The 20,981-nt window shown below is 42.9% G+C and carries 18 protein-coding genes and 1 pseudogene; 17 read left to right on the top strand and 2 right to left on the bottom strand.

What is annotated here, in order from left to right; all coding sequences use genetic code 11:
• Nucleotide 1: 1 nt before the first annotated feature.
• From DKT73_RS05940 to DKT73_RS05870, 16 genes and pseudogenes are all read left to right on the top strand, one after another.
• Nucleotides 2–1,171 (top strand): zonular occludens toxin domain-containing protein, encoded by a 1,170-nt coding sequence (locus DKT73_RS05940; protein WP_111637668.1) that lies wholly within the window; start codon nucleotides 2–4, stop codon nucleotides 1,169–1,171.
• 109 nt (nucleotides 1,172–1,280) lie between these two features.
• Nucleotides 1,281–2,510 carry a secretin GspD/PilQ domain-containing protein gene (locus DKT73_RS05935; protein ID WP_111637667.1) on the top strand — a complete coding sequence of 410 codons (1,230 nt, stop codon included), beginning with the start codon at nucleotides 1,281–1,283 and terminating at the stop codon, nucleotides 2,508–2,510.
• A 588-nt stretch (nucleotides 2,511–3,098) separates the two neighbouring features.
• Nucleotides 3,099–3,266 (top strand): hypothetical protein, encoded by a 168-nt coding sequence (locus tag DKT73_RS20145; RefSeq protein WP_198666563.1) that lies wholly within the window; start codon nucleotides 3,099–3,101, stop codon nucleotides 3,264–3,266.
• 319 nt (nucleotides 3,267–3,585) lie between these two features.
• A complete protein-coding gene (locus tag DKT73_RS05930) occupies nucleotides 3,586–4,284 on the top strand; it encodes a hypothetical protein (protein ID WP_111637666.1) in 699 nt (232 codons plus the stop codon).
• A 48-nt stretch (nucleotides 4,285–4,332) separates the two neighbouring features.
• Nucleotides 4,333–4,557, top strand: a complete 225-nt coding sequence (locus DKT73_RS05925) for a hypothetical protein (RefSeq protein WP_111637665.1) — start codon at nucleotides 4,333–4,335, stop codon at nucleotides 4,555–4,557.
• Nucleotides 4,558–4,585: 28 nt separating this feature from the next.
• Nucleotides 4,586–4,774 (top strand): annotated as a pseudogene (locus DKT73_RS05920) (tyrosine-type recombinase/integrase); the annotation flags it as partial.
• 4 nt (nucleotides 4,775–4,778) lie between these two features.
• On the top strand, nucleotides 4,779–5,285 hold the full coding sequence (locus DKT73_RS20025; protein ID WP_157959161.1) for a PBECR2 nuclease fold domain-containing protein: 507 nt from the start codon (nucleotides 4,779–4,781) through the stop codon (nucleotides 5,283–5,285).
• Between the two features lie 610 nt (nucleotides 5,286–5,895).
• A complete protein-coding gene (locus DKT73_RS05910; protein ID WP_111637664.1) occupies nucleotides 5,896–6,543 on the top strand; it encodes a hypothetical protein in 648 nt (215 codons plus the stop codon).
• Between the two features lie 285 nt (nucleotides 6,544–6,828).
• A complete protein-coding gene (locus DKT73_RS05905) occupies nucleotides 6,829–7,437 on the top strand; it encodes a Yip1 family protein (protein ID WP_111637663.1) in 609 nt (202 codons plus the stop codon).
• A gap of 209 nt (nucleotides 7,438–7,646) precedes the next feature.
• The gene (locus DKT73_RS05900) at nucleotides 7,647–8,738 is read left to right on the top strand and encodes a methyl-accepting chemotaxis protein (RefSeq protein WP_111637662.1); all 1,092 of its coding nucleotides are present in this window, start codon (nucleotides 7,647–7,649) and stop codon (nucleotides 8,736–8,738) included.
• Nucleotides 8,739–9,021: 283 nt separating this feature from the next.
• A complete protein-coding gene (locus tag DKT73_RS05895) occupies nucleotides 9,022–11,820 on the top strand; it encodes a monovalent cation/H+ antiporter subunit A (RefSeq protein ID WP_111637661.1) in 2,799 nt (932 codons plus the stop codon).
• Nucleotides 11,820–12,185 carry a Na+/H+ antiporter subunit C gene (locus DKT73_RS05890; RefSeq protein ID WP_111637660.1) on the top strand — a complete coding sequence of 122 codons (366 nt, stop codon included), beginning with the start codon at nucleotides 11,820–11,822 and terminating at the stop codon, nucleotides 12,183–12,185. The genes DKT73_RS05895 and DKT73_RS05890 overlap by 1 nt, the downstream gene beginning before the upstream one ends.
• The gene (locus DKT73_RS05885; protein ID WP_111637659.1) at nucleotides 12,186–13,697 is read left to right on the top strand and encodes a monovalent cation/H+ antiporter subunit D; all 1,512 of its coding nucleotides are present in this window, start codon (nucleotides 12,186–12,188) and stop codon (nucleotides 13,695–13,697) included.
• Nucleotides 13,694–14,179: a Na+/H+ antiporter subunit E gene (locus tag DKT73_RS05880; protein ID WP_111637658.1), complete on the top strand. Its 486-nt coding sequence runs from the start codon at nucleotides 13,694–13,696 to the stop codon at nucleotides 14,177–14,179. The genes DKT73_RS05885 and DKT73_RS05880 overlap by 4 nt, the downstream gene beginning before the upstream one ends.
• Entirely contained in the window at nucleotides 14,173–14,442 is a 270-nt protein-coding gene (locus tag DKT73_RS05875; protein WP_111606806.1) for a K+/H+ antiporter subunit F, read from the top strand. The genes DKT73_RS05880 and DKT73_RS05875 overlap by 7 nt, the downstream gene beginning before the upstream one ends.
• 9 nt (nucleotides 14,443–14,451) lie before the next feature.
• A complete protein-coding gene (locus tag DKT73_RS05870; protein ID WP_111637657.1) occupies nucleotides 14,452–14,829 on the top strand; it encodes a Na+/H+ antiporter subunit G in 378 nt (125 codons plus the stop codon).
• On the opposite strand, the gene amt is transcribed toward DKT73_RS05870, so the two are convergent.
• Together amt and DKT73_RS05860 are read right to left on the bottom strand one after the other, a co-directional pair.
• Complete coding sequence (amt, locus tag DKT73_RS05865; RefSeq protein WP_111637656.1) at nucleotides 14,804–17,860, bottom strand: ammonium transporter; 3,057 nt, start codon at nucleotides 17,858–17,860, stop codon at nucleotides 14,804–14,806. The two genes, DKT73_RS05870 and amt, sit on opposite strands and share 26 nt — an antisense overlap.
• Before the next feature lie 277 nt (nucleotides 17,861–18,137).
• Nucleotides 18,138–20,165 (bottom strand): hypothetical protein, encoded by a 2,028-nt coding sequence (locus DKT73_RS05860; RefSeq protein WP_111637655.1) that lies wholly within the window; start codon nucleotides 20,163–20,165, stop codon nucleotides 18,138–18,140.
• Between the two features lie 487 nt (nucleotides 20,166–20,652).
• Between DKT73_RS05860 and DKT73_RS05855 the strand changes: the two genes are divergently transcribed.
• Complete coding sequence (locus DKT73_RS05855) at nucleotides 20,653–20,958, top strand: hypothetical protein (protein WP_157959160.1); 306 nt, start codon at nucleotides 20,653–20,655, stop codon at nucleotides 20,956–20,958.
• Nucleotides 20,959–20,981: the final 23 nt, after the last annotated feature.

Below are 20,981 nucleotides of genomic sequence, written 5' to 3'. Positions count from 1 at the left end.
TATGGCTATTACATTAATAAAAGGTCGCCCAGGATCTGGCAAGTCCTATGAATGCGTAGTTCATCATATACTGCCAAATTTAAAACAGGGTCGTAAGGTTGTTACCAATGTGCCCTTAAATATCGATCAGTTTGTGCTTGTACTTGGTGAGCAAGTCAGAGACCTCATTGAAGTTTATCCATTCGATTTTGACTCTAATGAACACTTTTTAGGAAATCCTGAAGATTATAAATCCTATCAAGACTGGCGAAATGCCGAGGGTCAAGGCTGCTTATTTGTCTTGGATGAGTGCCATCTACTTTTCCCATTACAAGGCCGTGGTAAAGGCCATGATGAACTCGCAAGAGAACAGATCAAGTTCTTTAGTGGGCACCGGCATTATGGATTTGATTTCATATTCATGACTCAGAGTGACCGTAAGATAAATAAGCTCCTGAGGGAAGACATTGAAATCTGTATCGAGCTGCGAAAAAACCGAGCCATAGGTGATAGCAATTATCGACGATATGTTTATTACTATGGTGATGGAAAAAGGTCTGGCCTAATTGAGCAAGGTTCACGCAGTTACGAAAAGAAGTTTTTTAACTTTTACTCTTCTCATACCAAGAGTCAGTCGAGTGTAACGGAAGCCAATGTTAAAGACTTAAAGAAATGGCATCAAAGTTGGACTATAAGGATTTTTTTAATTTTCATAGTGATTGGAGTGTTTAAATTAACTGGCAACATGATCACTCTCTTTTCTACAAAAGATGACCCAGAAAGCAATGCTTCGCCTAGTATTAACTCTTCAACTGCGCCCGCTAAAGAGCTTGTTTCACTTAAAACTAATCCAAATGACAGCTCACCTCGAATTGCTTCATTTAAAGATTCAGAAGTTCCCTTTGGAAAATTTGAAATTTTTATTGATGGTTATATGGACTATTCCTACACCGATGAAAACGGATTGCTGCATGTCAAAAAGCAAGTCAGCTTCCTGGCAATTAATAAGGCTCAGTACGAATTATCTCTACATTTAGAAGATTTCTATCTAGCAGGTTATGAAGTGATAGTTTTTGGACGATGCTTTGTAAAGCTCAATTACCAAGGGTTTAAACGACTAATTTATTGTCGAGGAAAGAAGCCTGATCGCTCAAATTCACCCAGTGCCATCATTGATTTAACTTCATTTTAACAATGATATTAGTCATCGATGGGAGGGGCCCCCGCGCCTCGCGGGGTGGGTGCCCATCCATGACTAATTATCTATTGCTACCAACTATTAGTATTAAAGGGTAACTGTAATGATTCGAGTTTTTCTTATTTCAATGTTTTTTCTATTCTCATCAGCTTCTTTGAAGGCTCGCACTCTAGAATCTTTTGATATGAGCAACGCGCCTATTTCAACGTTTATTCAGTGGGTTTCTGATGAAACGGGTAAAAATATTGTTTTGGGTAGAGGGGTAGAAGGCTCTATAACCATTCATATTAAAGACTTGAACTCTGAGGATGTAATGCACCTTTTTGAACGAGTTATTTCTGCTAATGGGTACGCTCTTCGAACATCTAATGGAATTTATGTTGTCGTTATCAATAAAAATTTACCAGTAAAACAGGAGCCTTTGACAACTAAGGTCTATAAATTTAGCAATCTTAGAGATACTAAAGCCATCAGCATTGTCACAAATCTTTTATCTGCATCTGCCATTAATGATAGCTCCCAGCCAATTAATCCTAAACACTCCATTGACCTCTTATCAGCAAGTAACGCCTTGCTGGTTAGCGCTTCCTTAGAGCAAATCAATTTACTGGATAAGTTTATATCAGCGATTGACTCAAGTGTTCCTCAAGTATTAATTGAAGCTATTATCATGGAAAGCGACTTGATCAGTTCTGAAGAGATAGGAGTAAACCTTTCGACATCATTATCTAAAAATGGATTCACATTTATACAGAATGCGATAACCACCACTGGCAATATCCAAACATTGGGGCTTGGTGGCCATGCAGTCCTTTCGCAAGGCGGTGACTTTCGTGGTCTCTTATCCGCTTTGATCTCAAATAGCCATACTAAGATACTTTCTACACCACAAATTCTAGTCATGGATAGAGAGCGTGGTCATATTTCGGTTGGCCAAAACGTACCATTTTTGATATCTAACGAAGTAACTGATGGCGGGAATTCTATCCAAAATATTGAGCGTCGTGATGTTGGTGTAAGTTTAACTGTAACGCCCCATGTGCTAGCTTCTAACCGAGTTGTTCTAGATATTGACCAGGAGTCTTCGAGTGTTGCAAACTCGACTCAGGCGGCCGACCTCATTACTAACAAACGCTCAATTTCAACCGTTGCTCAAGTCTCAAATGGTCAAACACTGTTACTAGGTGGTCTCGTAACAGAAGAGGAAAGAACCATTGAGACAGGTGTTCCCCTGCTTAAAGACATCCCATTTTTAGGTGCTCTATTTAGATCGGAACAAACGGTGAAGACACAAAAAGAACTCACTATGATGATCAGAACGACGTTACTATGATTGATATATACCGAATTATTGATAGGCTAAAAGCAGATGTGTTAATTCTTAAGTTCGGTATGTTCATTATTTTTATTCTTCTACTCCTGCAATAATGACTACATTTTGACTACAAAAGTGAACCGTAGTGGCTAGTATTGACCATATTAAAGCATGTACACTTATAGGATAGGGTTGTTTTTAGTCATTATAGGTCGTTGGCACTCATGGGTAAGTAATTCGCCCCCCCCGCCTCCACCAATTAAAGGCTTGATTTTAAAAGGGTTTGCACTTTTTAAAATGAAGTCGACACACAAACGACACACTGTTTGTGAGTCATATAAAAAACCACCTTCGGGTGGTTTTTTATTGCCTAAAGCACACGATTACTGGGCTTTAGTACATCAACAACATTCCATGTAACGATATTCTTCGTCGTTTCCCAAGAAGCCTAGCAAATTTATTAGATCTTTTTTCGTATCAAGTAGATCAATGTCAGTATTATATGAACACGAACGAAGAACCGATATTACTGTTCGAACAAGCATGGAAGAAATCGTATTATTTACCAACAAGATGTACTCAGAAAATTAATGATAGAGGCCAATTATGACAACTCAATCTAAAAACCCAATGGTACAGTCCACACAAGACATTCTAAAAAAAGCGGTAAAAGCCGCGTTAGAGCGCAAACAAAAATTAGGTCAATACAGTGTTATGTGGAAAGAAAACAAAATCGTCACTCAAGGTGAAGACGCTCCTCAAACTCAGAAATAACGCACATCTAGTATCAAAAGGACTGCCGTGAGGCTAGACCAATCGATTATACACAACCCCAACAAGCTATCTTCACGCTAACTTAACAAGACTCCGCGCCCTTTTTACCTATCAAAAATAGCGACTCACATAGAGAAAACCTTTACACTTTTCAAAATTGCTCGTCAGCGAGTGCAAAAACAGTTAGACGGATTGGTTGCCATCACCTCAGATAACAAAAACTACCGTGACATGACCATACCCGTTCAAGACTTGAGCAAACTTAAAATAATTGGCCGTGATGTATGGTCAGGTCATCCGATGATTTGAGGAGAATTTCATGGACGATAAAAAGAAAGATTGGTTGTTTAGAATTTTTCTTACTATTTCACTAGTTTGGACTGCTGGAGTGTCTTGGTTCTTGTTTAAAGACCAATTTCTTTATAACGGCTATAGCCCAATGCCACTCAATGAAATAGGTGATTTTTTAGCCGGATCGTTTAGTCCGCTAGCATTTTTCTGGCTTGCATATGGCTACTGGATGCAAAATAAAGAGCTCAAAAACCAACTCGATGAATTTAGAAACTCTATTGAAGTCCAAAAAGATCTAGCCAAAGCAGCAAACAATGAAAGTCAACTAAACTACGCCAATTTTAGAACAACCAATCTAGAGAAAATAAAAAAATTTACTCCAAAAATAAGTTTAAAAGCTTGGGCATTAGACAGAAAAAAATCATCATCACTAATTTTAAAAATATCTAATGATGGTATGGAGTGCTATGAGGTGACGGTAGTCATAGCATCCAAAGGTGACATAATAAAAATGAGTAAACACGATAAAATGCCTGAAAATTCATCTGGTAATTTAAATTTTGATTTGGACACCATACCCAAGGGCGATATAGATTTAGTGTTGATGTTTTCAAATGACATGCAAAGAAATATAGAAATAACTTATAGATTAGGTCGCTCCAATATAGATACAGAAACAGGAGAAATACTAGAAATATTAACAGAAAGAAGCAACTATAGGTTATAAAAATGACCATTAGAAAAGCTTCCTACAGGCTACGAAGTCCGCTTTCGTGTGAATGGTCGCGGTAGTCGAGAGCATAAAAAAGTGTTCCCAACGAAAGCCGAGTGTGAGCGTTTCCAGAGTTACACTATCGCCCAGCTTGAAACCCAAGCGGATGTAAAGCCGCAGTTCGAAAAACCTAAGGACATGCACAGCCTGTCTAAATTGGTTAAGCTATTGGACGCAAACACGGCCATTTTTTACGCGATGGCAAACGCCGTAAAAGAAAACTGCTAATGAACTAACAAAAGGCCAAGCAACCCACGCTTTTTTTCAGAAGGGTCGACACACATTCGCAAGTCATTTCATGATGAACGGCGGCAACATCTTGACCTTACGAAAGGTACTCGGCCATAGTGACATCAAAATGACCATGTACTGCGCACACCTAGCACCCGATTTTTTAGAAGAAGCTACAAGATTAAATCCACTTGCAGTAGAAAACGAGCCCTAAACGAATGGCGAAAAGAACAACAGAACAACCTCAATGGAACGAGATAGGGCTAGAAGATTTACGAAGTCTGCCACCCGAGCATAGGCTACACAGCCCTGAAGTAATAAAAGAGGCAGAAAGCCACGATGAGGCAATAAATATCTTAATACGTGAATTTGGGTTGCTGCATGAGAGCGATATAAAGCAACTTGAAACACCTATAGGACTAATTGATATAGAGGCTAAGCATTTAGGCCATATAGTCGAAAAACGAATGGATGCACGAGAACGCTATATTCATTATGCCTTAACAACAATCAGTGACCCTTTTGAGGTGTGGCGCTCTCAATATGATAACGACACAGTCAAATTACAGTTTATTGGAACCTACACCAGCCGATATCAAATGCTTGTTGTTGTCGCTCAACACGAGACACATACACTATGGAATTTCATGCAGATAGACGCAAAACGTCTAAACAAACACAGGTGTGGGGAACTGATTTACCAAAGAAAAAGGGTAACAGAATGAACTGTTACCCTTTAAAATATGCGCCCTAATTATCCATGGGCAATGGAGAAAGGTCCCACCCTAACACAGACACTTACTCATCTATGGGGTCCTTCCACAAGTTATAGGCAGTAAGGCCAACTTGCTTCTCGCTTTCATTACAAATACTAGTTTATACATAAACTAAAGTAAACCAATTCTTAGTTTATACGTAAACTAAAGAACATCATAAAAAGACACACAACAGACACACCGAACCACTAAAAAAAGATAAAAAATATTTTATAAATCAATAATTTACTGATCTTAAAGTTTTTTATACAGGGTTCGCCCCCCGCCTCCACCACATAAGTGGTTAATTTATTAGAAAAGCATAGGTCAAGCAGTGTAGGCATGACCACAAAATGCCTACAATAAGTTAAAGACGTAATGCGTCTGCCAAGCTTTTGTCGGCCTAAAGGCGCGACAAGACCGAAGGGAGTCGTTGAGCAGCAATCCCATTTAACTGCTACGCAATAGTAAGTTTTTTGCAAAAATACAGATAAGGTGATGGGCATACCTCGGCTTTGCGCGTTATGTATGCTTTCATATTGATTGGGTGTTTTTTTGATAAGTAGTGGGGAGTGCTCTTATGAAATGGTTTGCTTTTTTGGTGCTGTTTTCAGCGCTGTTATCTGGTTGCTCGTCCAGTGTGAAGCTGTCAGGTCACAATGTGAGCAATGTCGACACAAACATCAACCTTGATAAATCCGCGTCAATTGCTGTCGTCTCTAATAAAGATGGGGATGCTCTGACCAATGAACGCTATCTCCCCGATATTATTGCCGCGTTGAACGAGCGCGGCTTTACCAATGTGTCTGAATCACCCAGCGATCCGGATTATCAGTTGATAGTAAACTTTACGTCTGAGGCGAAGGTAGAATCGACGCAGGTGCCAGTTTTTAACAATGAACACAATCTACCTTATACCATCTGCCATAAAGAACCGGGGTCTGACACGCGTACTTGTTTTACTCGTTACCGCAATTTTATGGAACCGATTGTCAGTGGCTACAAAACAGTTGAAAGCCAAACCAATGTGTATACCTTTCATTACACGCTAACGGATAAACAAAATAAGTTATTGTTGGATTCCACCAATACTGTGGTTCATGCCAGCTGTTCAAAGTGGAAAATGTTTGAGTTTTTAGCCAAAGACGCCATTGCTCGCGCCAATTTTAACAACCCTGTCGACACGCCGTACGCGGTAGAAATGCAGGAAGACTATAGCTGCGAGTAAGTCTCGCTACAATTCTTCGGGGCTGACATGACCGTCAGCCCCGCTCTGTTTATCTCTGCTCTGCTCTGTTCCGCTTTGTTTTATTGCATCCTATTTGTTTTGTCTGTCGTCTGCTTACGTCTAAATCGCATTAACAGTCCTTTGTTTATAAGAAAACGTTATCACTTTTCCCGCTTCTTTTTGCGTATACATCTATACTCTATATAAGCCACTTTGTTTGGGCGTGGCTGTATCAGGAGTTTTTCCAAATCCATTATGCTCACTTTGTGAGGCAAGGGGGAATCCATGATCAATCATGTTTGGGGTCTTATTCATCATCCAGATAAAGAATGGCGCGCGATTAATGAGGAGCATGAATCCGTTAGCCATATGTATTTTCATCATGTGCTTTGGATGGCGGCTATTCCGGTCGTCAGTACCTTTATTGGTACCACTCAGTTTGGTTGGACGTTCGGTGGTGACGAAGCCATTAAAGTGTCTTTGATGGATGGTCTTGGTTTGGGTGTGCTGTTTTATGCACTGATTCTGGTCGCGGTCGCCATGGTGGGCAGTTTAATCCATTGGATGGCGCGCAATCATCCAAGTCGTCCACCTCGTCAGGAATGCATTGTGTTTGCGGGTTACATTGCAACACCGATGTTTTTAAGCGGGGTCTTTGCCATTTACCCTATTATTTGGTTGTGCTTATTAGCCTGCGTGATTGGGGTCGCGTATACCGGCTATCTTTTATACCGCGGTACGCCGAGCTTTTTAGGCATCAGTCATAAACAGGGCTTTATTCTTTCCAGTACGACCTTGGGCATAGGCGTTTTGGTGTTAGAAGCCTTGCTCGCTGCCGTTGTATTGTTGTGGAGCTTAGGATCAGAGCACAGCATTGTGTGGAAATTCTTTTAATCCATTTTATCAAACGATGTAAATTATACTTATCCAAACCCGTCAACAAAGACGGGTTTGTTTTTTTAAAACCACTCAGTGTCGTTGGATTACATTTTTCTACAGATACTTACCCTTCTCTTGATAAGAGCCATGCCAACCCTGCTGTTCTTTCTATATACTGCTCTTCATTATTAACCGCATAGCCTCATGCCGACGGAGCAGGATAGATGTTCTTTTCTTCCACACTGAAACAACGAATTCACACTTTAGAACAACAACTTGAACACGAAAAAAGAGCACACAAAGAACACATATCGATGCTGGAAGAGCAGCTCGTCAGTTTACGCAACAAAGCTTCTGAACAAGTCGGCCAGCATGACAGTGGGCAAGAGCTCATTCGTTACCAACTTCGTGGTGGCGACATGCTGAATTCGATTCGCTTTGGTTTAGCGGAGAGTGCAGAAAGCCTAATACATGAACGTCAAGAGATTAAACAGCTCGACACCATGTTTGATCAGACAAGAAGCGCATTGGTAAGACTCAGTGATAGAGCGTCTTTGATCAATCAGCAGGCCAGCGCCAGCATGGAAGCCACTCAGGTACTGGATAAAACGGCCAAAGGCATTAGCCAGTTGGTTTCTAGTATCCAAGAAATTTCTGATCAAACCAATTTACTCGCTTTGAATGCCGCAATCGAAGCCGCTCGTGCGGGTTCCGCTGGGCGTGGTTTTGCCGTGGTGGCCGATGAAGTCCGCAATCTCGCCAGTAAAACACATTCGGCCAGTGAACAAGTGGAAAGTCTGGTGCGCCAAGTTATTAATCAGACAGAACAAATCAAGACCATGGTAGAGCAAAATCAGCAAAGTGCGATGGAAGTGGCGACGTCATCGTCTCAGATTGATGCGGTTGTGGAAAATGTTATAGAGCGTTCCGATCACATGCAACAAGTGATTAAAACAGCGGCCACGCACTCTTTTTTAAATACCGTGAAACTGGATCATGCGGTTTGGAAAAATGACGTCTACAATCGTATCGATAAGAAGAAATTTACCGAAGAAGTAAACATGCACACAGAATGTCGACTCGGTAATTGGTACTACAAAGGCTACGGACATAAGCATTATCAACATTCAAAAAGCTTCAAAGCCATTGAAAAACCTCATCAGGCCGTGCATGAGTCTGGTCGTGCCGCACTAAAAGCGGCCGCTGCGGGTAATACAAAGGAAATGTTGCAAATGCTCGATAGAATGGAAGTGGCAAGTTTAGAGGTTGTGGTCAATATTGAAACATTGATGGCAGAAGTGTCTCACGCGCGGTAGAAGCGGCTGTATCCTCTAATCCACTCGATAACCAAGCAACTCGTGGAACTTTTTGGGCGAGTTGCTTTCATATGCTTATCTGTTTTTATCACCAATAGGTGATAATTTGTTTTACTGTGAGGAGTTTTAGGCTATTGATTAAATTCGTAAAAAGCTATGCTTGTAAAGTCCGTTCTCAGGGCCATACCAAAAACCACACGTAGAGACCGATTGTTAGGACAACACCCATGCTTGTACAGCCCATTTTTATTCGATTTTCATTCGCTAGAAAGGAGTTTTTATCTTGAACTCACTTATCTGGTTGCCGTTTTTGCCTTTATTAGGCACGTTAATTCCTCTTATTACTGCTCGCTTTAGCCGCACCGCCTGTGCCTTTATGACGGCAGCGTTGCCCGCTTTAACGCTGTTCTTAGTGTTATCGCACGCTGGAGAGATTTTTCAGGGCGAGCGCTTTCAAGCGGTCGTGCCATGGATTCCTGCGATTGGACTAGAGCTCGCTTTTCGTTTAGACGGTCTGGCGCTGCTGTTTGCGATTTTGATTTTAGGCATTGGCCTTTTGGTCATTTTGTATGCCCGTTATTATTTATCAGCAAAAGATTCCATCGGTAAATTTTACGCGTATCTAATCTTGTTTATGTTTGCCATGCTCGGCGTGGTGTTGTCCGATAACTTGATTCAACTGTGGTTTTTCTGGGAATTAACCAGTATCAGTTCCTTTTTGCTCATCAGCTTCTGGGGGCACAAAACGGAAGCCAGAAAAGGCGCAAGAATGGCACTCACGGTCACCGGAGCGGGCGGTTTGGCGCTGTTAGCTGGCTTGTTGATTCTTGGTAATACCGTTGGCAGTTTTAGCCTTCAAGATGTTTTAGACAGTGGCGAGTTAATCAAAGCCAGTGCCAATTATCCGGTTATTGTTGTGCTTGTTTTGCTGGGCGCGTTTACAAAGTCCGCTCAATTCCCATTTCACTTCTGGCTACCAAATGCCATGGCGGCCCCCACGCCAGTCAGTGCTTATTTGCATTCGGCAACCATGGTGAAAGCCGGTATTTTCTTAATGGCGCGTTTTTACCCTGCGTTGGCAGACACCAACTTATGGTTCTTAATCGTCAGTCTAACAGGCTTGATCACCTTCTTGGTTGGCGCCTATATCGCCTTGTTCCAACACGATCTGAAAGGTCTTTTGGCGAACTCGACCATCAGTCATTTGGGGTTAATTACCTTACTATTGGGTATGGGAACAGACCTTGCGGCTGTGGCGGCTATTTTCCATATTATTAACCACGCAATTTTCAAAGCCTCTTTGTTTATGGCGGCGGGGATTATTGACCATGAATCTGGCTCGCGTGATATGCGTCAGCTAAATGGTCTGTGGAAATACATGCCTTACACGGCGACATTGGCGATGGTCGCGTCCGCTTCTATGGCTGGTGTGCCATTGATGAACGGTTTCTTGTCTAAAGAGATGTTCTTTACCGAGACCTTGCACCAAGCGTCTCTGGGCTCTTTGTCTTGGTTCATTCCAGTGCTAGCGACATTGGGCGGGGTGTTTGCGGTCGCGTACTCCACTCGCTTTATTCATGACGTGTTCTTCAATGGTGAGCCAATCAACTTACCTAAAACGCCTCATGAACCACCACGCTATATGCGTGTGCCAGTCGAAATTTTAGTGGCGCTGTGTTTGGTTGTGGGGATTTTCCCAAGTTTAGTGGTGGGCGATTTACTGCTTGCCGCGGCCAATGCCACGTTGAATGGCCCTGCACCAGCTTACAGCTTGGCTATTTGGCATGGTTTTAATTTCCCACTGTTAATGAGTGTGATTGCCTTGATTGGTGGTCTTTTCATGTACTACAACCGTTCACACTTATTTAAGTTTCAAGCACAGTTTCCAACCAGTGACCCTAAACTGGTCTTTGAAGGCATTGTTCAGTCACTGGTGGTCAAAGCACAACGTGTGATTACCCTGACCGAAAACGGTTCGTTACAGCGCTATGTGTTTTTCACTCTAGGGTTTGCTGTGGTCATGACGGCGTCTTCATTAATGAAGCTGAATACTACGGCCGGACAACGCCCTGAAATCCCAGTAGATGCGCTCTCTATTACCTGTGCGGTGTTGCTGTGTATTTCCGCCTTGGCTACGGTTATCTGGCACAGAAGACGTGTTGTTGCCTTGCTGACGCTATCGGTGGTGGGCTTGATCGTTTCTCTGGCTTTTGCTCAGTTCTCTGCACCAGATTTGGCACTGACGCAATTATCCGTTGAGGTTGTGACGGTGATTCTATTGATTTTGGCGCTGTTTTTCTTGCCTCAAAAGACCCCCAAAGAATCGTCTCCGCGCCGTGTTGTCCGTGATTTAAGTCTGGCGTCTTTGATTGGTGGCGTGATTGGTACCATCAGTTATGCCTTAATGACGCGCCCTCTTGATACCATTTCAACCTTTTTTACGGAAAACAGTAAAACGGGTGGCGGTGGCACCAACGTGGTTAACGTTATACTGGTGGATTTCCGTGGTTTCGATACGCTTGGGGAAATCACCGTTTTAGGCATTGCGGCACTCGGTATTTACAAGCTTATTGCTAAAATGCGCTTGTTTATGCCTTCCACGGACGACAATGGTTTGCCATGGTCAGAAGACAGGCATCCTATTTTGTTGACCGTCATTTCTCAAAGTTTATTGCCTTTGGCATTGTTGGTATCCGCTTATATTTTCTTACGCGGACACAATATGCCTGGCGGCGGTTTCATTGCAGGTTTGATCACTTCTGTTGCCATCATCCAGCAGTATATTGCGCATGGCGTTGAATGGATTAAGACACGCATTAAATTAGATTATCAAATCATGATCGGGTCTGGCATTGGTATCGCCACACTAAGCGGCTTGGGGAGCTGGGTCTTTGGACACACTTTCTTATCCTCATGGTTCGATTATTTCTACTTGCCTGTTATTGGCAAATTTGAGCTAGCCAGTGCCATGATATTTGATCTTGGTGTTTTCCTTACTGTGGTGGGCGCGACTATGTTGATTCTTGCGAATCTTGGTCAATTAACCACCAGTGAGCGTCCTATTCAAAAGGAGCATGATTAATGGAAGGTATGTACGCATTTTGCGTTGGTTTGTTAACCGCTTGCGGCATTTTTCTGGCCTTAAGAGGTCGTACTTTTTCCGTGGTTATTGGTTTAACCCTGTTATCTTATGCGGTGAATTTATTTTTATTCGCCAGTGGAAGATTAAAACTGAATGCCGCCGCTGTACTTGAGCAATCAGAGCAATACAGTGACCCTCTTCCACAAGCTCTGGTGCTGACCGCCATTGTTATCGGCTTTGCTATGACGGCTTTTGTGGTCATCTTAGCGATGCGCGCCAGAGCCGACTTAGGCAATGACCATGTTGACGGCACCATCCCAGAGCAACCTAATAACACGACACAAAAATCTGGAGGGAGCCAATAAATGCAACATTTAAGCATTTTTCCCATTCTGATCCCCTTGTTGTTTGGCACCATTATGTTGCTGCCACCCATCTCTCGTGACATTCATGCGCAACGTGTCACCTCGATCATTGGGACCTTGTTTTTACTGATTTCTTCCGCCTTTTTGCTTTATCAAATTAATAATCAGGGCGTACAGCTCTATGCTTTAGGGGGCTGGCAAGCACCTTTTGGTATTGCTTTGGTAGCCGATAAAGTGTCTGGTTTGCTGGTATTGCTTACCGCGTTTTTAGCGTTTGCCGTCATGTTGTATGCGGTTGCTGGGCAAGATAAGGGTGGCGCGTATTTTCATCCCTTGTTTATGTTCCAAATCATGGGGATTAACGGTGCCTTTTTAACTGGCGATATTTTTAACTTATTCGTCTTTTTTGAAGTCCTATTAATCGCTTCTTACGCTCTGTTAATTCACGCCGGTGGCAAGCAAAAAACCCAAGCCGCTTTGCACTATGTGATTCTCAACCTTGTGGGTTCCAGTCTGTTTCTATTTGGGCTTGGTATTTTGTATGGCACGCTTGGCACGCTCAATATGGCGGATATGGCCATCAAGGTTGGTCAGTTGCAAGGTGAGACCGCGACCTTGGCGAAAACCGGCGCCTTGTTATTATTGGTGGTGTTTGGTTTAAAAGCCGCCATGCTGCCCATGCATTTTTGGTTGCCAAAAACCTATGCCAGCGCCAGCGCCCCAGTCGCTGCGCTCTTCGCTATTATGACGAAGGTTGGTGTGTACAGTATTTTCCGCGTTTACACGGTAGTGTTTGGTGAACATGCCGGAGAGCTGGCGAATATTGCCACACCTTGGTTATGGCCTCTTGCCTTGTTAACCATCACGATAGGCAGCATTGGCGTGTTAGCCAGTCCAGGCATTAAAACGCTCAGTGCGAACTTAGTCATCGTTTCCAGCGGTAGCTTACTCGCTTGTGCCGCAATCAACTCCGAAGCCGCCACGTCTGCCGCACTGTATTATATGGTGCACAGTACACTGGCATCGGCTGGCTTATTTTTGCTTGCTGACATTATGGCGCGTCAGCGCGGAAAAGCAGAAGATCGCTTTGTGCGCTCTCGTCCTTTTGTGCAACCTAGATTACTTGGTTTTGCCTTCGCTATTCTCGCCTTGGCCTTGGTAGGCATGCCGCCACTGTCAGGCTTTGTCGGTAAAATTATGATACTGCAAGCAACTCAGTCTACTGCGCAGACGATGTGGGTGTGGCCATTAATTTTACTGGGAAGTTTGGCGGCGTTGGTGACTTTCTCTCGAGCAGGCACCACGCTTTTCTGGCGCCATAATGGCACGGTATTAGCCGAAGCAGAGCCAGCGAAACCGATGGAAATTGCCAGTATAGCTCTCTTGTTACTGGCTGCTCCGATTTTAGTGTTGTTTGGCGGCGCAGTAAGCGAGTTTACGCTTCAGGCAGCACATTATCTGCATGACATTCAGTCTTCTGCCTATGCATTATTACCAGGAGTCACGCCATGAAGTTGTTCCCCATGCCATTTCACAGCCTGTTACTTTTTGTGGTCTGGTTATTATTGAATAATTCCATCAGCGCCGGTCATATCGTATTGGCGACCTTCTTCGCGATTACAATACCTTGGCTAGTCACAGGAATGCGGGATGAACACCCTAAGATCCTTAAGCCTTGGTTGGCCATTCGCTATGTCCTGATGGTGATGAAAGACATTTTGACCGCCAACGTGGAAGTCGCTTTGTTGATTATTGGACCAGTCAAAAAGTTAAAACCGGGCTTTGTGGCCATTCCAATCGACGTCGACTCAGATCTTGGCATTACCATTTTAGCGAGCACGGTTTCGCTCACGCCAGGTACTGTGAGCGCGGAAGTGTCGAAAGACAGAGCGTGGCTTTATGTTCATGCGCTGCATTTAGAAAATGAAGCAGAGCTGATTGAATCCGTTAAGCAACGTTATGAAAGGCCAATCAAGGAGATTTTCGGATGCTAAGTTATACCATTATTATTGTGGCCATTTGTATTTGCATCGCTTTAATTCTGAATTTATGGCGCTTATTACAAGGGCCAACAGCATCAGATCGCATTTTGGCATTGGACACCATGTACATCAATGCCATTGCTCTGATTCTGTTATACGGAATACACGTGAAAAGTGCGCTTTACTTTGAGGCGGCGGTATTAATCGCGATGCTCGGGTTCGTCAGTACGGCAGCACTTTGTAAATACTTACTTCGCGGCGACATCATAGAATAAGGATCAGTTATGCCTTTTTATCTCGAAATTATTATTTGCGTATCCTTACTGACTGGCGGTGCTTTTCTGTTAATCGGTTCTTATGGGCTAGTGCGTTTGCCTGATATTTATATGCGCTTGCACAGCCCCACGAAAGCGTCCACTCTTGGTATTACTGGGGTGTTGATAGCATCGATGATTTTTCAAAGCCACCTAAAAGGGTTTCTTTCAATTCAAGAACTCTTAATTACACTGTTTTTGTTAATCACAGCACCTGTTGCTGCCAACATGATTGCTAAAACAGCGTTACATTTTCGCACCAAACCTATCGATAAAACGCAAGGCCAAGAGCTAATGGAGACGATTCGAGACCGAAAATCGACTAAGCCTCCACACTCTCCTCGCTAAGCAATAAAGCGACGTCACTGCTTTTCATTGGCTTATAGAAATAATAGCCTTGAAAAACTTCGCATCCTAATGACTGTAACATATCGGCTTGCTGAGCGGTTTCAACACCCTCAGCAACGATCCCCAATTCCAAACTTCGCGCTAGGTGAATGATCGTCTCACAGATTTTGGCGTCTTCTGTGTGGCTGTCACACTCTTCCACAAATGACTGGTCAATCTTCAAAATATCTAAAGGAAGACGCTTTAAGTAACTCAAGGAGGAATAGCCCGTGCCGAAATCATCCACCGATATTTTGATATCTAAAGCTTTAAGCTCCGCCATCACCGCAATGCAGCGCTGGATATCTTGTAATAACACCCCTTCGGTGATTTCAACTTCTAACAGATTTCCTGATAAATTGTATTGCGCTAACTTTTCTGAAACGAAAGCCACCAGCGAGTCTGAGACCAGATGTCTGCCAGAGAGGTTAACAGAAATGGGAAGGTTCACCAGCCCTTGGTCACGCCACACTTTTTGCTGCTGTAACGCCTGATCTATTACCCATTCGTCAATCTTAACAATTAGGTTAGATTCTTCTGCAATAGGAATAAAATCGGCAGGTGAAATAATGCCCTTGGTTGGATGGTTCCAACGAATCAGCGCTTCTAAACCAAGAATAGTATCTTTCTTCATCCAGACTTTCGGCTGAAACACTAGGGAAAATTGGTCATGTGTCAGCGCGTCATTGATTTCTTTCTCAAAACCAAATTTTTTCGTGACGATATTGGCCATCTCTGGGGTAAAAAACTGCGCATTATCCCGCCCTTTTTCTTTTGCCCAGTACATAGCAATATCCGCTTGTTGGATCAGCTTATCGGCATCCAAACTGTGCTCTGTGGTATAGGCAATGCCTATACTTGTTGGAATGGTAAAATACTGTTCATTCAAATGCACTGGTGCACGCATTGCTTCTAAAATTTGCTGTGCCCGTTTGGCTAAGCGACTTTCTGTTACATTGTCTGTCATCATGAAAACAAATTCGTCACCGCCCCAGCGAGCAATCACATCAAATTGATCCGAGACCGCAATTAAACGTCTGGCTACTTCGCACAATAATTCATCACCCGCTTTGTGCCCTAAGGTGTCGTTGATAATCTTAAAATTATCCAAATCTAAAAACAGTAAACCAACGGATGTTTTTTGCTTAGTAGCAAACAACAAAGCACTGATAAGAGAATCCATGAGATAAGTACGATTATACAAACTGGTCAATGGATCGCTGTAGGCGAGAAACTTTAAGCGCTCTTGCAGCTTAACGTGACGCGTCATATCCCTAATGTGAAGTGTGTACTCACTCTCTTGTGATGCATCTGTATTTGCCTTTGTAATGGCAATCTCTGCCGGAAAGTCATTGTTAGGACTGCGTTGCAGGCGGAATGGGTTACGTCGATTTAAAATCAAACCATTAGACGTTGAGAAGCCTGAGTTAAGACTTTCAAAAATCTTTTTCCTATCTGCTTCCAGTATAAACAGACCAATAAAGCTTTTTCCTTCCACTTGCTTTTTAAGACAACCAAAAGTGCGCTCAGCAGCAGGATTGAATTCCATAACAGAACCAAAGCGATTAATGGTAACAATACAATCCATGGACGAATTTAGAATAGCAGATTTGCGCATTTCACTTTCTTGAAAACGCATGAGAGCATCATCTCGTTGCGCAATTTCGCTATTAACACGATGAATCACCTGATTGTATTTACGGGCGATTTGCCCAACTTCGGTAAAAGGCTCTTCCGGAACTGGCTTAGAAAAATCGGCATTATTCTGTTGATACTGCATGGAAGTAAGCAAATCAAATAGTTCGGTCGTAGCACGATGCTCAGCGACATTGAGACCTTGCTCCTCCTGCTCTTTGCTGGCACGGAGCGGCATAACGCGATTGAGTATCCACATGGCGGCATAACCTACCACAAAGCAATACAAACCAATCACCACAATGCCTAAGGCCTGCACGCCAAGCTGTTCTATGGTACTAAGACCGTTATCAATTCTGTCCGTTTGACCAAATAAGGCCACGCTCAAGGTTCCCCATATTCCGGCGAATAAATGCGCTGGCACCACGTCGAGGGCATCATCCAAACGCCAACGTGCCATCAAAATACTGCCGAAGTAGACAATCACACCGGACACGCTACCAATAATCACCGAGGCCCCCGGCGAAACCACATGACAAGAAGCCGTAATCCCTACTAACCCCGCAATAGTGCCATTTAACACAAACCCAACTTCAACATAACCGTCACGCCAATAATTAATTGACGCCGCCACTAAACCGCCCCATGCGGCAGACATAAAAGTATTTAAGATAATTAACGGCACATCGTTATTAAGTGACAGTGTGCTGCCACCATTAAAGCCAATCCAGCCAAACCATATTAATAAGGTTCCTAATGCAGACAAAGGCAGATTATTTCCAGGTGGTAAACGTATTCCTTCTTCAAAACGCCCTATACGCGGACCGATAATGATAATAGCCGCTAACGCCACCCAGCCACCGACGGAATGCACCACAGTAGAGCCTGCGAAATCAATAAAGCCAAGCGCCTCGAGCCAGCCAAGAGGCCCTTCGGAAGGATACACTCCAGACCACACCCAATGACCGACAATGGGATAAATCAGAGCACTGAGCACAATCGTAATGGCTAAATAACCCATAAATGTCATGCGTTCCGCAACAGCACCCGAGGTTAGGGTTGCGGCCGTCCCACAAAACATCATTTGAAAAATGAAAAAGCTAATTTGCCAAGGAGAATGCTGCGCATCAAAAAAGAATTCACTGACACCAAACAATCCAGCCACAGAATCGCCAAACATGATGCCAAAACCAAATAGCCAAAATATGGCGGTCGATATAATAAAATCGGATATGTTTTTTGCCGCAACGTTAATACTATTTTTGCTGCGAATACGGCCACTTTCTAAACACAAAAATCCAGCTTGCATCATGAAAACAAACGCGGATGCGATCAATAACCAATAAAATTCTGCCATATACATCCTAAACGGTGACTACTGCACCAAAAAGACTCACGCCAAACAACACGGTGCGGACACGCTGAACAATACCGCGTGTTACGCGGACATACAAAGGTATATTACGAAGCATCAGCACCATACAAGCTTAAAAATACAAAAATCAGGCCGCGATCAGAACCTACCCTTGATCATTCAATAGTTAAGCCAACTATAGTGTGTTTGGCTTTTATCGCGCGAAAAAAAAGGCAACTCCACTGAGCTGCCTTTTCCAATACTAATGAATGATCAACGACTAGCCATTCAATGTAAGTACATTGGTTTTACTAATACGATGACGATAAATTTCACGCAGATATTTGATCGCATTTTTGACATTATTTATGTCTAAACGAATGTCATTGATCGACACGAAACGCTGATTATTATCAATCAGTTCACGGTACTTTTTCTCGTACATGGGCTTAATTGCATACCAGTTGGTGTCTAAAATTTTCGCTGGGTTTTCATAAGTCGAGAAAAACTTTTCGATCAAAGTCTCATCAAAATCATCTTCTTGAATCATTTTTATGATTGCTTTGTCTATTTCATCTGTATATCGGTAATCATCACGGGCGAAACAACGTTTCATATAGGCTACCATGAGCGTCAAAAAATCGTCGCTTAAACATGGGCTTTTTGCAATGAGCGTCGTCAATGACAAGTTAGCCGATGCGCCAATAACCAACGCATAACGCTTTAAGGTGGTATTCGGACACAAACGGTTTAAGTGCATTTTGAGACGATTTAACGCGGTGAAAGACAATTTGTAGTCTCGTGGCAACGAAATAATCGATACAATAGACGAACAATTTTTAAAGAAATGCAGGTGATTCAGCGTAGTCGCATCGTAACCGCTTTTTCGATAGTTCTTGATGGCTTCACGGTATCGCTCAGACTCAACCGGCAATACGCTTACCCCTTCAATCGCTGATGTGTCACTGTTAAAGTGAGGCAGTTCAATGGAGCGACAAAATAGATCGTCAATATCCACACTGTCTTGACGTGTACTTTCGCTGACAACACTTTCAGCATAAGCAACGGCAACAGGGCCAGCCAAACTCATAAACAAATCGTTCGCATCTAAACGGATGGTTTCAGCAATATCAATGCCTGCTCGACGGAAGTAATCTTCATCGTAATCCGTTGTCACCGCTTGAGCGGTTAAAATGTTGAAGATTTGCTGAGAAATATACTGATTAGCGTATTTTTCCATGGTGTTAACATCAATGCTATCAGCGTCTCCGCCATCTTCCTCTTCTGCATAGCGCATGATGTCGTTAGAAATTAGCATCATGGAGTTCCATGGACGAATGCGCTCCATCACATCCGCAGGCATTTCATCTTCTTCACGCTCTTCGTTGTAAGAAAAGTTCCATTCTTCCGATATGTATTTCGTTAGCAAACGCCCAGCGTTGATGTGTAAGGCTTCAGAAATCTCAACATTTTTGCCCGATATATTCGGTAAAATACAAATGCCGGAGGTAAAAATTGGCTCAAACACAAAACTATGACGTTTATCCGCCATCTTGCTCTGGTCTGATCGATAATCAAAGGTCTTGCTCAGATAAGAGAACTGTTGCGCTAGGCCAAACTCAGAGGCCATACCAGACCCTGTACCACCGCCCGCACTGAAAATGTAAAAATATAAACGTGATTGATTGGCTTTGATGCCGCAGGAGTCAACCAAGTAGGAATGCATTTGTTTCCAGTTTTCATTGCGAAAGGTTGTGGCATCTTTATTCAAGATAATTTTAGCGAGATACTGCCCTAAAATCGGCGCATTACCCGCGCCACCAGCATGTACTTCAGACAGATCCATGATCTGGAGCTTAGTGTATTCTTCTAAGAACTTGGTCCTTCCTTCTTGATTAGAAAAGCGAATTCGCCCTTCTATGTCCTTATCCAAGTCACCCAATAAAACGATTGGCTCAATCAAGAAAACAGGTTTAAAACCATCTTTGCCTTCTAGCGGCAAGTGTTTGCGAATCCAGCGCATAGGGCGGAATTCACTTTCATTTTCAAGTATTTCTTGGCTTTCCACCTCTCGCATATAGTTGGTTCTTGCATCGTATACCAACGACGCAACATCCAAAGCGATATTAGAGCCACATCGCCCTAGACCTATCAGGCAAACAGATGGAAACACCTGCTCATTTACGCCTTCATCATCTGTTGCCTGTGGGTGGATTCGATTACGAACAACGTCTAGATTTTCTAAGATTTGTTCTAGGTTTGTCTCAGTAAAATAAAGATGTTCTATTGGAAGATTTTCTTGGCTCATGCGGCATCCTTTTTGAAGCAAACGACTGACAACAGATAGTCATTCACGCGATTTACGCGATAAAGCAGACCTTACACCTGTTAAATGCATTGTTCTTTAGTCATCAAATTGATAACAATGTGCAAACAATATCATCCTTATATGGCAATGACACTAATATGGTGAATGAGAAGATAAAATAAATTTAAATTGACGCGGATCTATTGCGGTCTATACGTAAAGCCATAAACAAAAGCCCATTACTTCCCTATTTCTAGGAAAAGTACAAACAAGCCCTCTTGCCTCAGCATGTGGATAAAAATTTACTATTCGAGGCGAGTACCGAATGTGAGTAGTGGTTCTATTTTTGGGGTGTTAAACAAAGGATGTAGGCTTATTTGTACCTTCCCTAACCGATACATTTAAGAATCTAGCAACAAAAATACACATTGATTGTTTTTTATACTATTCTTAAGGCGCGTCTTTTCATCATTATCAGGTGGCTGTTGTGTCAATATCTCCCATCTCAAACAATCGTTTGTATTTGCCTGTGCAACCTGCACAGACAGACGGCAATGTGCGTTCAGATGTTCAAAGACAGCAAGATAGCGTTCAATTATCGGACAGTGCAAAACAACAATGGATGTTGACGCAGCGCCAAAGCGATACTGATACCGATAAAAAGGAAGAAAAAGAACAAGAGGGAAAAGAGTCTGTTCAAATTTCATCAAGCATAGGACGACTTTCTCGTATTACGGGATTACAACGAGAAGAAGTCGCCGCTTTGTATCGATCAATTGATAAATTAGCTTGATCGATACTTGATGATGGCCGACC

Source organism: Marinomonas shanghaiensis (assembly GCF_003259175.1).
GTDB lineage: Bacteria > Pseudomonadota > Gammaproteobacteria > Pseudomonadales > Marinomonadaceae > Marinomonas > Marinomonas shanghaiensis.
This window is presented reverse-complemented; position numbering and strand designations above follow the sequence as displayed.